Genomic DNA, 14,702 nt, shown 5'->3' on the forward strand with positions numbered 1-14,702 from the left:
GGTAGGTTTACCCGATAAGATCCTTCGCAAGTATGCTCAGGATGACTGTAGAAGGAGAAAAATGAAGAATATTATTAATCCGGACCTGCATTAAATAAATCATAAAAACCATGGATAGAAAGAGTTTCTTATCAAATACCACACTCGCTTTAGCTGGGGCATCAATTGGAAAAATTGCTCTATTTAAGTCAAAAAAATCGATTAGGTCCGAGTTAAAACTATCTCTTTCTCAATGGGCATTACACCGTGCCATTTTTGGTAAGTCGAAGGATAATTACCAGGAATGGCAACGATTACTGCATTCAGATCCCGATAAGCTATGGCAAGGAGAATTACATCCCCTGGATTTCCCAAAGAGAGCGAAAGAACTTGGCTTTGGTGCCGTTGAATATGTTAACTCACTGATTTTTGGTCATGCTCAGGATAAGGTATTCCTTAATGAGCTTAAGAATAGAACAGATTCAGAAGGGGTTAAGAATATCCTCATTATGGTAGATGAGGAAGGCTTTATTGGTCATCCGGATTCTAAGGAAAGAACTAAAGCGATCGAGAATCATTATAAATGGATGGAAGCTTCCAAACATATAGGCTGCCCATACATGAGAATTAACGCTTTTAGCATGGGTTCTTATGCAGAGCAAAAAAAACTGGCAGCAGAAGGCTTGCGACAATTGGCAGAAAAAGCCGAGGAGTTTGAACTATATGTGTTAATAGAAAACCATGGTGGTATGTCGAGTCATGCAGATTGGCTGGTAGAAACTATTGAGTTGGCCGATCATGAATTGCTAGGCACTGTAGTCGATTTTGATAACTTCACTTTTTCTGAAGACTTTATTTGGGGAGATGGGGATGTATATAATCGTTATGAAGGAGTTGAAAAACTGATGCCTTATGCCAAATCGGTAAGTGCAAAAACTCATGCATTTGACATTCAGGGATACGAGACCTCCATCGACTACACGCGAATGATGAAGATCGTGAAAGCATCCGGTTATGATGAATACATTTGTGTGGAATATGAAGGTAGTAGAATGACCGAGGAAGAAGGCATACTTGCCACAAAAGACCTTATAGAAAAAACATATCCCACAGACTAACTATTCAATCGAAAATAGTTTTAAACCCTGGATTTTGCGTAGATAAGTTAGGGATCATGGTACGCGATCTCGGTTGTTTGGAGTATCGATCCCATGCACACTCATTCAATTGTCATCCTGAGCATACTTGCGAAGGATCTTATCGGGTAAACCTACCCGTTTAGATTCTTCACTTTCGTTCAGAATGACTAGATAATTCTGCACCCGCAAGCAGTACTTCAGGACTACTTTTAAAATCATTTTAAAGGTTACTAAGAAGATTTTATACCGAATTCGCTTTACTTTAAGCTCCAACAATTTTGGAGAATAAACATGATTAAAACCCCTCAGTACGATCAAATTCCATATCGTAAATGTGGAAACAGCGGCCTTTTTTTACCTATTCTATCATTAGGATTGTGGCATAATTTCGGAGGAACTCAATCCGAAGATAAAATAGATGAAATGCTTAGCCTGGCATTTGAACGAGGCATTACCCATTTCGATCTGGCTAATAACTATGGTCCTCCTCCGGGTAGTGCTGAGGAACAATTTGGAAGGGCACTGAAAACAGTCTTTGCAGGCCGAAGAGATGAATTAATTATTTCCAGTAAGGCCGGTTTTGGCATGTGGCCGGGTCCCTATGGGTCAGGTGGCTCCCGCAAATACTTGATATCAAGCTGTGATCAAAGCCTGAAACGTATGGGGCTCGACTATGTAGACATCTTCTATCATCACGTCCCACATCGCAGTACCCCACTTGAAGAAAGTATGCGAGCCCTTGAATTCATTGTGCAGTCAGGAAGAGCGCTATATGTAGGAATTTCAAACTATCCGGGGGAACTTGCTCAAGAAGCGATTCAAATGTTGAAGTCATGGGGAGTTCCTGTGGTTATCCATCAGCCTAAATACAATATGTTCGTTCGTGAACCCGAAGAACGATTGTTTGATGTACTTGCTGAGGAAGGCATTGGGAGTATTCCTTTTTCCCCACTTGCCCAGGGTCTATTAACCAATAAGTACATAAATGGGGTGCCGGAAGGTTCAAGATTAGCTGATCCTGATGGATTTCTCCAGCCAGAAGATTTAACGGCGAAACGACTGGAGCAAATTATGAGTTTAAATGCCATAGCCGAACATCGCGGACAGAGTCTGGCTCAATTGGCGCTGGTTTGGGTTCTTCGAAAAAAAGAAGTAACTACTGCACTTATAGGTATAAGCAGTGTTAAGCAGCTCGAAGATAACCTTGCAGCGCTGAATAACCTGGAACTTAGTGCCGACGAATTGGATGAAATTGAAGTAATTTTAGCTAGTAATTAACTGCGAAGTAGTATGAAAAAGGTTTTAACTCTGTTTTTTTTGTTTCTCGGATGGACATCAATATCTAACGCCCAGGTAGGTGAAGTTATATGGATGGATGATTTTGATTCCCTTAATACTGACCAATGGAATATAATACTTGGAAATGGTTGCCCTGAATTATGTTTTTGGGGTAATTCAGAGCTTCAATCTTATTGGCAGGATAATGTGTATACAGACACTATTCCAGGAGATCCAAACAATAACGCCTTGGTGATTGAAGCAAAAAGAGAGAGCCGTGATTTCATGTCATTCACTTCAGGACGACTCGATACCGAAGGAAATATCGAAATACAGTACGGTGTGATTGAAGTAAGAATGATGATTCCGGATTTAGAAACAGGTTTATGGCCTGCCTTTTGGCTGCTTGGAGCCAATCACTCTGAAGTAGGTTGGCCACAAAGTGGCGAAATAGACATGATGGAAATGGGACACGCCCAGGATTACAGGGAATTCCATGGTCATCCAAACTCAACCGTTAATAACTTTGTAGGCTCGAATGTAATTTGGTATGCCCAAGCAGCCTGTAGTGATAACAATCCTACGTGTGCTGCAGCAATAGCTGGTGATACAGGTTTTAATCAGCCCTATGAGGCAGATTCTTCGATGGCCAATCGGTTTGTTACCTACAAGTTATACTGGGATCAAAACAACATGAGTTTTGCTGTGGAAGATGAAGGAGTGGAATACGATTTATACACAGCACCACTTGGTATTTCAAGCGGGGAACTAGCCTCCACATTTAGAAAGCCATTTTTCTTACTTGTTAATATGGCTGTAGGTGGTACTTTCACTGATGCATCAACTACAAACGATGTGACTGCTCCCTTACCGGGCAAAATGTATATCGACTACATAAAAGTAAGCAAGTGGAATGGGCAGGGCACTGTTACTATAGATAGTACTCAGGTATCGAATGAAGAGTTTTCTGAGATACCGGAACAAACCCGTTTATTTCAGAACTATCCCAATCCATTTAACCCGACTACCTCTATCACTTTCGAGTTGAAGCAGTCATCTTTGGTAGAGCTTAGTGTTTATGATATGAACGGAAGGCTGGTAACTGAACTGGCCAATAATACTTATAGTGCTGGTACGCACTCTGTGAATTTCAATGCATCAGGACTTGCCAGTGGAGTGTATTACTATCGGCTTAATGCCGGTGGAGAGATCTTCACAAAGAAAATGACATTGATAAAATAATCCTTGTACAATGAAAAGCTTCATAAGCTCGCTGCTTCTGCTAGTTGTTTTTACTTCAGATAGTTTTGCTCAATATGAATCTGATGTAGAATCAGTAGACTCAATTATAAAAGCATTATATGAGGTGATTTCAGGAGATGCGGGAGTAGAGCGAGATTGGGACCGTTTCCGAAACCTGTTTATCGAAGAAGGTAAACTAACTCCGACATTTCAAAATCAGGAAGGCAGAGTTGGGTATGTACAATGGGGTATTGAAGAATACATCGAACGGGTTGACCAATCATTTCTCGAGAATGGATTTCATGAAGATGAAATTGGAAGAAGAGTGGAGACCTATAGATATGTAACCCATGTATTCAGTACTTACCAATCGAAAAGGACCATTGATGGAGAGATCATTGCTCGTGGAATAAATAGTATCCAGCTCTTCAACGACGGTGAGCGTTGGCGGGTAGTGTCTGTTTTTTGGTCATCTGAAAATGATGAATTCCCGATTCCCGAGGAATACCTAGACAACTAAACTGCGGGAATTACCTATTGCCCTCTCTTTACAGTCATTCTGAGGCTACTGCCGAAGAATCTAGACGGATAGGTTTACTCGATCAGATCCTTCGCAAGTATGCTCAGGATGACCTGAAGAGAATAACTGAAACAAATTTTTCCAAAATCTCCGTTTAGTTTTTGGTATAGTGTTGCGCTCACTATTTCGAAATCAATTGAACACCAAAAACTTAGATTATGGAGAAGCACATCACCTCAGTATTAGCGGTACTACTATTTCTTGTATTTGTACCCTCGTCATCTCAAGCCCAGGATGAACCTGATGACCCACGTTATGAAACAGCCTGGAATAGCCTGAAATTCAGGAGTATTGGTCCTGCCTTTACATCGGGAAGAGTCTCTGATTTTGCGGTAAACCCCAAAAATACCAGTGAATTTTATGTGGCCACTTCTTCCGGAGGGGTTTGGAAAACTACGAACCGGGGAATCACATTTAAACCCGTTTTTGATAGTCAGGGATCCTATTCCATCGGGTTTGTTGCTATGGACCCAAACAACCATAATGTAGTATGGGTTGGTACCGGAGAAAATAATAATCAGCGAAGTGTAGCTTATGGAGATGGGATCTATAAGTCGGTTGATGGTGGCAAGAGCTGGAAACACACGGGGCTCAAAAATTCCGAGCACATCGGAATGATAGAGATTGATCCTCGAGATTCGGATGTGGTTTATGTGGCAGCAGTTGGGCCGCTATGGAGCGAAGGAGGTGATCGTGGCTTATTTAAAACCACCGATGGCGGAGAAACCTGGGAAAATATTCTCGAGATAAGTGAGCATACCGGAATTAACGAAATACATCTCGATCCAAGAAACCCTGATGTTATTTATGCAACAGCTCATCAGCGGCGTAGGCATGTATTTACCTATATAAGCGGAGGCTCTGAATCTGCCGTTTATAAATCAACCGATGGAGGTGCTTCTTTCCGTAAAGTTATGAAAGGAATGCCAAGCGGTGATATTGGTAGAATCGGAATGGATATTTCCGATGCAAATCCAGACATCATTTATGCAGTAGTAGAGGCTCAGACCGGAAAGGGAGGCTTTTATCGCTCAGTAGATAGGGGAGAATCCTGGGAACGTCGCAGCAGTTACGTTTCTAGTGGTAACTATTACCAGGAAGTAGTAGCAGACCCTGTAGATGTAGATTTAGTATATGTGATGAATACCTTTGCCGGGGTTTCAGAAGATGGGGGTAAAACTTTCGAGAATGTAGGAGAACAAAATAAGCACATCGATAACCACGCTCTTTGGATTGATCCCGATAACCCGAATTACTTGTTAAATGGTAATGATGGTGGGGTATATGAATCTTATGATCGAGGTAAAACCTGGAGATTCTATACAAACTTGCCGGTTACACAGTTCTATAAAGTAGCTGTAGACAATGATTATCCCTTTTACAATGTATATGGAGGTACTCAGGATAACTTTACTTTTGGTGGCCCTTCAAGAAGTACAGAACCTACCGGGCTTACCTTTAATAATTGGGTAATCACCCTTCTTGGAGATGGATTTGAACCACATGTTGATCCAACCAATCCAAATATTGTATATAGCCAGTATCAATATGGAGGGCTATTCCGATTTGACAAGCAAAGTGGGGAAGGCCAGAATATTATACCCCAGCCACCTGCCGGTGATTATTCATATAACTGGAATTGGGACTCACCGTTCTTTGTGAGTGTTCATGATAACAAGCGGTTATACTACGCTTCTGACCGTGTTCACCGAAGTAATGACATGGGGCAAAGCTGGGAGGAAATCAGTAGTGACTTAACTCGTCAAATCGATCGCAACAGACTTGAAGTAATGGATAAAGTTTGGGCGATGGATGCGGTTGCAAAAAATGCTTCAACAACGCCATACGGAAATATCGTTGCTCTGGCAGAATCGCCTTTAAATGAAGATTTACTTTTTGCCGGAACCGATGATGGATTAATCCACATTAGTACCGATGGTGGAGAAAACTGGCGCAAGATTGAAGAATTTCCAGGAGTACCTGAAATGACCTATGTGAATGAAATTGTGGCTTCCGCTCATGATGAAAATACTATCTATGCCGCATTTAATAATCATAAGCGAGGCGATTTCAAACCATATATTTTAAAGAGTACCAACCTTGGTAGATCATGGACTTCAATAACAAACAACCTGCCTGAACGAGGATCTATTTATTCTATTGAGGAAGATTATATAGAGCCCAATCTGCTTTTTGTTGGAACAGAATTCAGTCTGTTCGCTTCTATTGATGGCGGAGAATACTGGAAAAAATTCAGCAAGGGTTTACCTACTATCGCAGTCCGCGATATCAATATTCAGCAGAGAGAAAATGATCTGGTATTGGCCACATTTGGTCGCGGATTCTATATTATGGATGATTTCTCTGCATTGCGAGAATTCTCCAGTGAGGTTGAAGAAAAGGAAGCACATCTGTTTTCGATTAGAGACCCATTCCAGTATCGTCCTTACAGTCCAATAGCGGCAAGTAGCACAGTGAGTTGGTTGGGGCCAAAAGGTTTCCAGGGTGAAGATTTCTACCTGGGTGAAAATCCCGAGTTTGGAGCCGCATTTACTTACTATCTGAAGGAGAAGTATAAAACACTTGAGGATGTAAGAAAGGAAGAGGAGAAGGAACAACGTAAGGACGGTGAAACAGTTTATTACCCGACCTATGAACAGCTTGAAGCCGAAAGTGAGGAAGAAGGACCATTCTTGATTTTTACTATTAGAGATTCTGAAGGTGAAGTGATAGACGAAGTTAGAAGCAGCGCTTCAAAAGGAATCAATCGGGTGTACTGGGATTTAACCTATCCTGATGTGGATCAGGTTCGAACTAATACCAGCAATCCGAAAAATAATCTGAGTTCAGGTATTATGGTTCTTCCAGGAAATTATACAGTTCAGATGTCAAAAAGCATTGATGGTGAGATAACTATACTTAGCGAGCCTGTTTCATTTGAAGTGAAATCGCTGAATAACAGAACACTTCCGGCGCAAAATCCAGAAGATGTTCTTGCCTTCCATAAAGAGCTGACCAGCTTATCTAAATCGGCCAATAGTGCGAGGAGTGCATATAACGAAATCAATGAGCGCATTGATTACTATAAAGCTGCTGCTAGAATTGTTGAAAGTTCATCACTGAACAATATGATTACTGAACTTGAAGAATCACTGGATGAAATTCAGGTGGTGTTGTTTGGAGATGGAATCAAACGAAGACTGGAAATAGATCAGACTCCTTCATTAAGCAATAGAATTAATATTGCCATTGGTTCAGGGCTTAATTCTCTTTCTGACCCAACTGAGACTTCTAAAATGGTGAAGCAAATAGCTGAAACTCAGTTAGGCCCTGTCATTGATTCTCTGAAAGAGATGCTGGAATATAAAATCCCTGCTATTGATGCAGAACTCACCAGGTTAAATGCACCCTGGACCCCAGGAAGGATTATAGACCTGGATAATTAAAACAGATTTGAGATAATATTACTTCGCCATTTTCGAATTTAACTCTGCTGTGATTCCGATCCCGAAAACTATCGGGATCGGAATCTTACGTTAGGGCTTTGATTTAAAAATTGTGCATTCTGAGCTTCATTATATATATAACTTCCTACCCATCTTATGGGTCATCCCGAATTTATTTCGGGATCTTTGTAAGGGTTAGTTTTGTGAAGTGTCTTACAAAGCATGAACAAAGGTTATGTCTATTTTGTAAGTAATTTTAGAAGGTCTAGTTTATACATAGGTGTAACGAATAATCTTTCAAGAAGGATTTGGGAGCATAAAGAAGGAATCTGTTCTTCCTTTACATCAAAGTATAAACTTACTGTTCTTGTTTATGCTGAAGAATTTGATTCAATAGCAGATGCTATCGCACGAGAGAAACAGTTAAAGAACTGGCATAGACAGTGGAAGTGGAATCTAGTGAAAGACCATAATCCCAAATTAGAGGATTGGTATGAGACTCTGAGAGCTTAGCCTTTTCATAAGATCCTGAAACAAGTTCAGGATGACTTCGATGTTTTAAATGATAATGTTTAGGGTTATTTAGATAATTGCTCAATATCTCGACTCCGACTGATTGCACCCTGGACCCCAGGAAGGATTATAGACCTGGACGACTAAATTGAAGGGCGGATGCTGAAAGCAGTTAGTTTTCAGTCTCCGCACCACTATTTATTTATGAATCAAGACGACTACTCGAAAAGATAATCTATCTGCAAGCTACTCTTTTCTTAACGTCTACTTTCCTTTCTCCTTCCATCATCACGAGTTCAGATTCCTGATCTGTAGAGGAACTAACATTGATTTAGCAATTGCTATGTATAAACAAATCATGTCTTACCAAACCCGAATCAGGTGTATGGAGATTTGTAATATCCTAATGCAAATCAGATTGAATAAATATCTACAATCTTATAAATAATTGAGGCTCATGGGTATAGTATTAATAATTAAATGTTGTATACCGATATAAATTTTTTTCAATTATTTAAATTGCAAAGTGTTGTTAAACAATTATTTGTTTTCTCCCTTTATCCAAAGGGGTTTTGTATTATAAATCTGAGAAAAAATTACAGGCTATTTCTCTTAAGATTCATAGGATCTCTATTTCTATATATTTATTTCTGAATATAATCCCAGATGGGACACCATATTTTTGCAAGGGAATGAAATAAGATTTATGAGTCACTTTCAAAATTAACAGGCTTGTATCAACTGAAAATCGGATTCATAAACACAAAAAGAGAACGATTTTCCTAAACAAATGACATTATGAAAAAAGTAGTATTAATTTTTGCGTTCCTAGCTCTATTTGTTCAATCGGCTGATTCTCAGAGTAGAACGCTATACGATGACGGCTTCCTTGCTGGATATACGTATCACGAGATGGATAGAAGAGATATGTACGAAGCTTCTTTGGAGCTGGCCCTTGAACAAGGTCAAAATGAATATGCAATGGGATTGGTTGATGGATGGATGGCCTATACGCCACCAAATACAGATCCTTTTTTCTTAAATCCACTGTCAGATCGAGCAAAGGTTAGTGACTTCAAGGATATGGATTGAAGTAGGCTAATCCTCTATTTTATTAATAGTCCAACACCGGAGGCCTTCTCTGGTTTGGGCTATTAATTCTTTTAAACCATCCCCGTTAATGTCTTCAATAATGGGGTATCTCATACCAGATGTAGGGATGTTAAAAATGCGCTCACCTGTCAATAACTCCCAGGCAAATAACCTTCCAAATTCTGCTAACATTACTAATTCCTGCCTACCATCAGAATTGATATCTACAATCTGAGGGGTCATGGTATTAGAAGCAGGTTGTCCAAGGCTGTGGGTTACCTCCAGTTCACCATCTGGGTTGAATAGAAAAGCAGAACCGTTAGCACTTTGAGTAACATATAAGTCAGAACGGTAAAAACGGGTACTGTCCCGAAGAAGAACATTAGGTTCAACGGTGAAGTTGATCAAGGGACTATTAGTAGCATACAGGGATTTGATGGATACAGAATCCATTTGAATACTAATTGACAGAGAGTCCTTGAAGCTGGGTCTTCTTCCAATAGAATAGAGGTAACCATCTGTTGCAGATCCCAGAATTTGCTCTTCAAATGGGAAAGGCGAATTGGTGAAGCTGGCATTCGTAAAACTGGGGTAACCTGGGCGAACGCCACCGCTTCTCAGCCAGCTATGAAGGATATTTTGAGAATATGCCCATACCGACCATGTGCCATCCACTTGAGTGAAAACAGGCGAAGTGTTTACAATCGTATTTGTAAACTGGGGCCAACCGCGAACATTCTGACCACGACCGTCGAGCACATGTATTCTTCGATTCTCAGTTGCTACAATAATTTCCGGGATACCATTACGCAATACATCGGTTACTACAATAGGGGTACTGATGCGTTCTCCAACCTCAATAGGAAATTGTGGTAACAGATTACCAGCTTCATTCCAGGCAAAAACTTTTGTCCCTGCTGCAAGCATGATAATTGGTTGTCCGTTTCCATACCAGTCATAGAGCAATGGGCTACCAACGGGAATTTCGCCATTTGTTGTGGCGTTCATAACCACAGTTCCATCAAATGCCAGAGCTCTTACCGAACCTTGAAGTGTTGAGAATATTATTTCTTCAGTTCGGCTACCTACAATATTAGCCAATACAGGTTTACCCGATAACTCTTCTTCATCAAGAGGCAATACCCAAAGCTCGTCATAAGGTTGAATAGAGCCGTCTTCAATTAATGAGCGAAAATCAAAGGAAACCTGGTTCGAGTTTTCAACACGAGAAAACACCATACTTGTGATATCATAGGGTCCAATCAACGCTGGTAAAATGTTTCTTGGCATCAGATATGGGTCAATGAATTTTAGGAATTCATCAGAGTAAGACCAGATCAAGCCGCTTACACCAGAGGAATACTTATTTTTTTCAGAAGCATAGGTTTCATCATAAAAGATAACTCTTCGTCTGGTTCGATCTGACTCAACGCTTTCTGATAACCCTCTTCGTTTGGATATTACTGCCACATCTCTTGAAAATGAAAGATAGAAATCGGAGAAGGGGACTAAATCAGATCCAATTAACCTAGATAGCGCTTCACTTTGGATATAGTAAGAGTTATCACCTGTTTTTGAAATGATCTCCTGCTCAGCAAGTTCGTCGAGAGTATTTCGGAAAGTATTCAGGTTGCTAAGCTTTCTAAGGAACAGAAATTCACCGGAAGAGAGTAATCCCGATTCAGGGAAAGTTACTACCGCAAATTCATTGTCAACAGCAAGGGCCAAATCTCTGAACAAGTCAGAATCAGACATTAACGAAGAATCCATCCTGGACTGAAAACTACTTTCCACTGTTGGTATCAATTTGGGCTGAAGGCGCAAGATTGCAAAAGCGGAAGCATTACTGGCGATAAAACGATCGAGGGTAATGGGTGCGTTTGTAGATGAAATGGCATCTACCAGAACGGATCGGGTGGTATCTTTTAGTGATAGTGTTCCGGAAAAATCAAAAGCAGGTACTGATTCTTCTCCAGGGGTAAAAGTAAGAGAAAAGGGAGTAAGGCCATCAAAACTCTCGATTACGGATGGACGGTAGGTAACTCCAACAAATTGTTGAACCCAATGATCCAGTTGTTCAGCATTTACAATTAATTGTCCTTTATCAGGATTCTCATCCAGGGACATCCTATTACCCGTTCCAAGGTAGGCCTTTAAAGAGCTTTCTACTGCATGACTGGATGGAGAAACGATTACCCAGTCATTAACCTGAGTAGCAAAAAGCTGGTAATCCTTGATGGATAGTTTGTGGATCAGAATCTCAGAAAATTGATAATTATTCTGCTCAAAAGGCTCATAAAATCTTGGAGCCAGTTCTTCGATATTATTCGCAGTTTCGCCAATCCAGATAAATTGAGAAATAGTAGAGCCAGATGGATAAAGGGCAAGTCCCTTTAGTTCAAATGAATTAGCGAGGAGTGAATCAATCTGTATTACCTGTTGTAGGGCTGAAGGAGTTAAGTCGTCAAGCAGAGGGGCATACTCTTCGTTCGAGATGGAACCTAATGATACCCCGTCCTTAGGAATAATTAGAAAACTGGTTTTCTCGGGAACCAGTTTGGTCCAGCTTTGTTCTGGAATGGAAGTACATCCCCAAACCAACATGATGCAAAAAAAGGTAATGATTAAATACTGGGTGCGTTGCATAGATGGATTTATAGAGCGCTTTTTTGAATATTCTTTTGCATTAATAGCGGCTATACCAAAAAGTTCCTTTAAGATTCAAGTTCACAAAATAACATTTTAATCCTTGAAATGAGTTTTCTAAGCCCATTTTTTTTAATAGCTATGACAGCCATCGGGCTTCCCCTCCTGATACATCTTCTTAATTTAAAGAGACCTAAGAGAATTCAGTTTTCTACGCTTACTTTTTTTGAGGAGCTTCAGAAAACCACCATTCGTAAGATTCGCATCAAAAAATATTTACTGTTGTTGTTTCGGTTGTTGGCTATCGCCTGTCTGGCTGTTGTCCTCGCACGCCCGTTTTTACCACCAGGTATTACTTCGATAGGAGATGTGAATGCCCCAACTATTTATGGTATCCTTGTCGATAACAGTATTAGTATGACGCGCATTGGTCAAAATGGGCCACTTATTGAACAGACGAAAGAAGTATTAAAAACAATAGAACTTTCTTCGAAAGAAAATGACCGATTCATACTACAAACAACCAATGGTGAAGAACTTTACGCAACGGTACTTGGGCATGGTCAATTCCTTAGAAGAGTTGATGAACTTCAGGTTCAGTCTTCAGGCAATTATACTGCTCAAAGAGTAAATGATTTATTAGAAGTACTCAGGGATGCTCCATACGAGAACAAACGGTTTTTCCTTATCAGTGATGGACAGCGAGGTCAGCTTTCAGAACTGGCAGAACAAGAATATGAGAATGATCTGATATCGCGTACACTCATTAACCTGGACGACACCTCCGTTCAAAATACAGCAATTACTGGTCTTGAGACCTCGACTAATATGATTGGACCTGGTCTTCCGGTTTCACTTAGTGTAACTGTGGAAAATATGGGAGATGTGCCGATTGCTAATCAATTCCTATCACTAGAATTCATGGGGAGTTTGGTTGGGCAATACTCACTTTCGATGGAAGCAGGCTCCAGCCGAACCTTTGCTTTTGAGGTGACTCCATCCGGAGCAGGTTCTTCAACTGGAAAAGTTGTCATTGAAGGAGATGAGTTCACGCTAGATAATGAGTATTTCTTTACCGTCCAGGTTCCTGACCAACGCAGGATACTTTGGGTTAAAGAAGAGAGTTTTCAAGTGGAGTTAGCTTCTTATACAAGAGTAGTATTAGATGCGTCAGGAGATAATGATGCACAGATTTCATACACAGAATCTGATCCTGAAATATTAAGTACTGTTTCCATTTCGGAGTATGATGCGATCATATTGGACGGGCTAAGAGAGATACCCGAATATGCTTTTGATAACTTACAAGAATATGTACAAAGCGGGGGTGGGGTATTATTTTTCCCATCCGAACAAGGTGAATTGAGAAATTACAATGCATTTTTCCAGGAGTTTAATGCAGGGAGTTTTGAAGGTATTTCAGGTGAATATTCATCCTTTAATACCATTGCATCTGGAAACGAAATCCAGGAAGACCATCCCATTTTTTCAGGATTGTTTGAAAAAGAAGAAGGAGAAGATCTACGGGTAACAGACCCGGATATCTATTACTACTTTCGATTTTCGCCATCGTCATCTCCGGGAGGTATTGATATTATCTCATTAAGAAGTGGAGATCCCCTCTTTCGCGAGAAGAGATTTGGCTATGGAAGGTTAATTATTTCATCTATCGGGAATGCCCCCGGCTGGTCCAATTTTACAGTTAATCCCCTTTATGCTCCCTTCTATTATAGAACACTGCTTTATGCGTCCTCTTCTAGTGAAGGTGGATTTTCAGAGCATGTACTTGGAGAAGCTTTTGAATGGGTAGGAGATATTGATGCAGAAGAAGGAGTGATAACAGTACAAGGGGAGCAGGTAATTCCGGATGCACGGGTAAGCCCTGCAGGAGTTGCTCTTTCTTATCCTGCCAAAAGCTGGAATCCGGGATGGGTGAATGTTTCTGATCAGAATAAAGAATATGCAGTAGCAGTAAATCTTGAACGCTCCGAATCTGAATTTGACGAAATAGAGATGTCGAGGTTAGAACCTGAATTCTTGGTAGTATCGGCAGAAGGAGCAGATTCAAGCTCATTGGAAAGTAAAATTCGGGAAAGCGGCTTCGGTAAAGAAATATGGACGTGGTTTATGATTTCAGGATTGCTTTTCTTGGTGATAGAGTCCTTGATTTCAATTTTCTATAAAGCTGAAACAATTAGTTAGTGAAAGAAATACTACTCATATTTTTTCAGGGAACTATAATTCTGTTTACTATAGCATCTACATTGCTGGCTGGGTACTCTTTGCAGAATAAGTTTCGACTTCGCAATGTCCGGCTGAATTGGCGAGCAGGTAAGATGAAAGGTTATCCCTTATTTGCTACTCTGTTTCTTGGGTTGATTGGAGCGTTGAGCCTTGTCGTATACCTTATTAAAGATGTTCCCAACTTTCCGATCTTTGCCGCTTATTTCTGGATTGGAGGGATGTGGTTCATATCCAGCTACCTTGCTTCCAAGCATTATATCACAGATCACGGAATCGTTAAAAATCTGAACGAGCCTTCACAAACTATTCCCTGGTTTCAAATTATGGACTTTGTTGAAAGGGAATATGGTTCAGGGTCAGAGTTTACTTTTACCTATTCAGAAATGGATAAATCGCTTACACAAGGCTATAAACAGCTCAGGTTATTTGTCCCTCAGGGGAAGCGCAAAGCGTTTAAAAAAGTGCTATCTTTGAAGCTGAAATCACAATTCGAAGAAGAGACAATCCCCAATATTGATCTCAGGAAAATTCAAGAAGATTAGG

The 14,702-nt window shown here is 40.4% G+C and carries 10 protein-coding genes; 9 read left to right on the forward strand and 1 reads right to left on the reverse strand.

Annotation, left to right across the window (positions count from 1 at the left end; genetic code table 11):
* Positions 1–110: 110 nt before the first annotated feature.
* The 7 genes from ED557_06335 to ED557_06365 all read left to right on the forward strand — a co-directional run bounded on the left by ED557_06335 (position 111) and on the right by ED557_06365 (position 9,269).
* Positions 111–1,097, forward strand: a complete 987-nt coding sequence (locus ED557_06335) for a sugar phosphate isomerase/epimerase (protein ID RNC84592.1) — start codon at positions 111–113, stop codon at positions 1,095–1,097.
* 312 nt (positions 1,098–1,409) lie between these two features.
* Positions 1,410–2,396, forward strand: a complete 987-nt coding sequence (locus ED557_06340) for an L-glyceraldehyde 3-phosphate reductase (GenBank protein ID RNC84593.1) — start codon at positions 1,410–1,412, stop codon at positions 2,394–2,396.
* Between the two features lie 12 nt (positions 2,397–2,408).
* Complete coding sequence (locus ED557_06345; GenBank protein RNC84594.1) at positions 2,409–3,638, forward strand: glycosyl hydrolase family protein; 1,230 nt, start codon at positions 2,409–2,411, stop codon at positions 3,636–3,638.
* 10 nt (positions 3,639–3,648) lie between these two features.
* Positions 3,649–4,158: a hypothetical protein gene (locus tag ED557_06350; protein RNC84595.1), complete on the forward strand. Its 510-nt coding sequence runs from the start codon at positions 3,649–3,651 to the stop codon at positions 4,156–4,158.
* 218 nt (positions 4,159–4,376) lie between these two features.
* On the forward strand, positions 4,377–7,664 hold the full coding sequence (locus ED557_06355) for a glycosyl hydrolase (GenBank protein RNC84596.1): 3,288 nt from the start codon (positions 4,377–4,379) through the stop codon (positions 7,662–7,664).
* Positions 7,665–7,886: 222 nt separating this feature from the next.
* Positions 7,887–8,177 carry a GIY-YIG nuclease family protein gene (locus ED557_06360; protein ID RNC84597.1) on the forward strand — a complete coding sequence of 97 codons (291 nt, stop codon included), beginning with the start codon at positions 7,887–7,889 and terminating at the stop codon, positions 8,175–8,177.
* Between the two features lie 798 nt (positions 8,178–8,975).
* Positions 8,976–9,269: a hypothetical protein gene (locus ED557_06365; GenBank protein RNC84598.1), complete on the forward strand. Its 294-nt coding sequence runs from the start codon at positions 8,976–8,978 to the stop codon at positions 9,267–9,269.
* A 6-nt stretch (positions 9,270–9,275) separates the two neighbouring features.
* Here ED557_06365 and ED557_06370 read toward each other — a convergent pair whose 3' ends face one another.
* Positions 9,276–11,915, reverse strand: a complete 2,640-nt coding sequence (locus ED557_06370) for a VCBS repeat-containing protein (GenBank protein ID RNC84599.1) — start codon at positions 11,913–11,915, stop codon at positions 9,276–9,278.
* Between the two features lie 108 nt (positions 11,916–12,023).
* Between ED557_06370 and ED557_06375 the strand changes: the two genes are divergently transcribed.
* A complete protein-coding gene (locus tag ED557_06375) occupies positions 12,024–14,117 on the forward strand; it encodes a hypothetical protein (GenBank protein RNC84600.1) in 2,094 nt (697 codons plus the stop codon).
* The gene (locus ED557_06380; GenBank protein ID RNC84601.1) at positions 14,117–14,701 is read left to right on the forward strand and encodes a hypothetical protein; all 585 of its coding nucleotides are present in this window, start codon (positions 14,117–14,119) and stop codon (positions 14,699–14,701) included. The genes ED557_06375 and ED557_06380 overlap by 1 nt, the downstream gene beginning before the upstream one ends.
* Position 14,702: the final 1 nt, after the last annotated feature.

Origin of the sequence: Balneola sp. (genome assembly GCA_003712055.1) — a bacterium.
Taxonomy (GTDB): Bacteria; Bacteroidota; Rhodothermia; order Balneolales; family Balneolaceae; genus RHLJ01.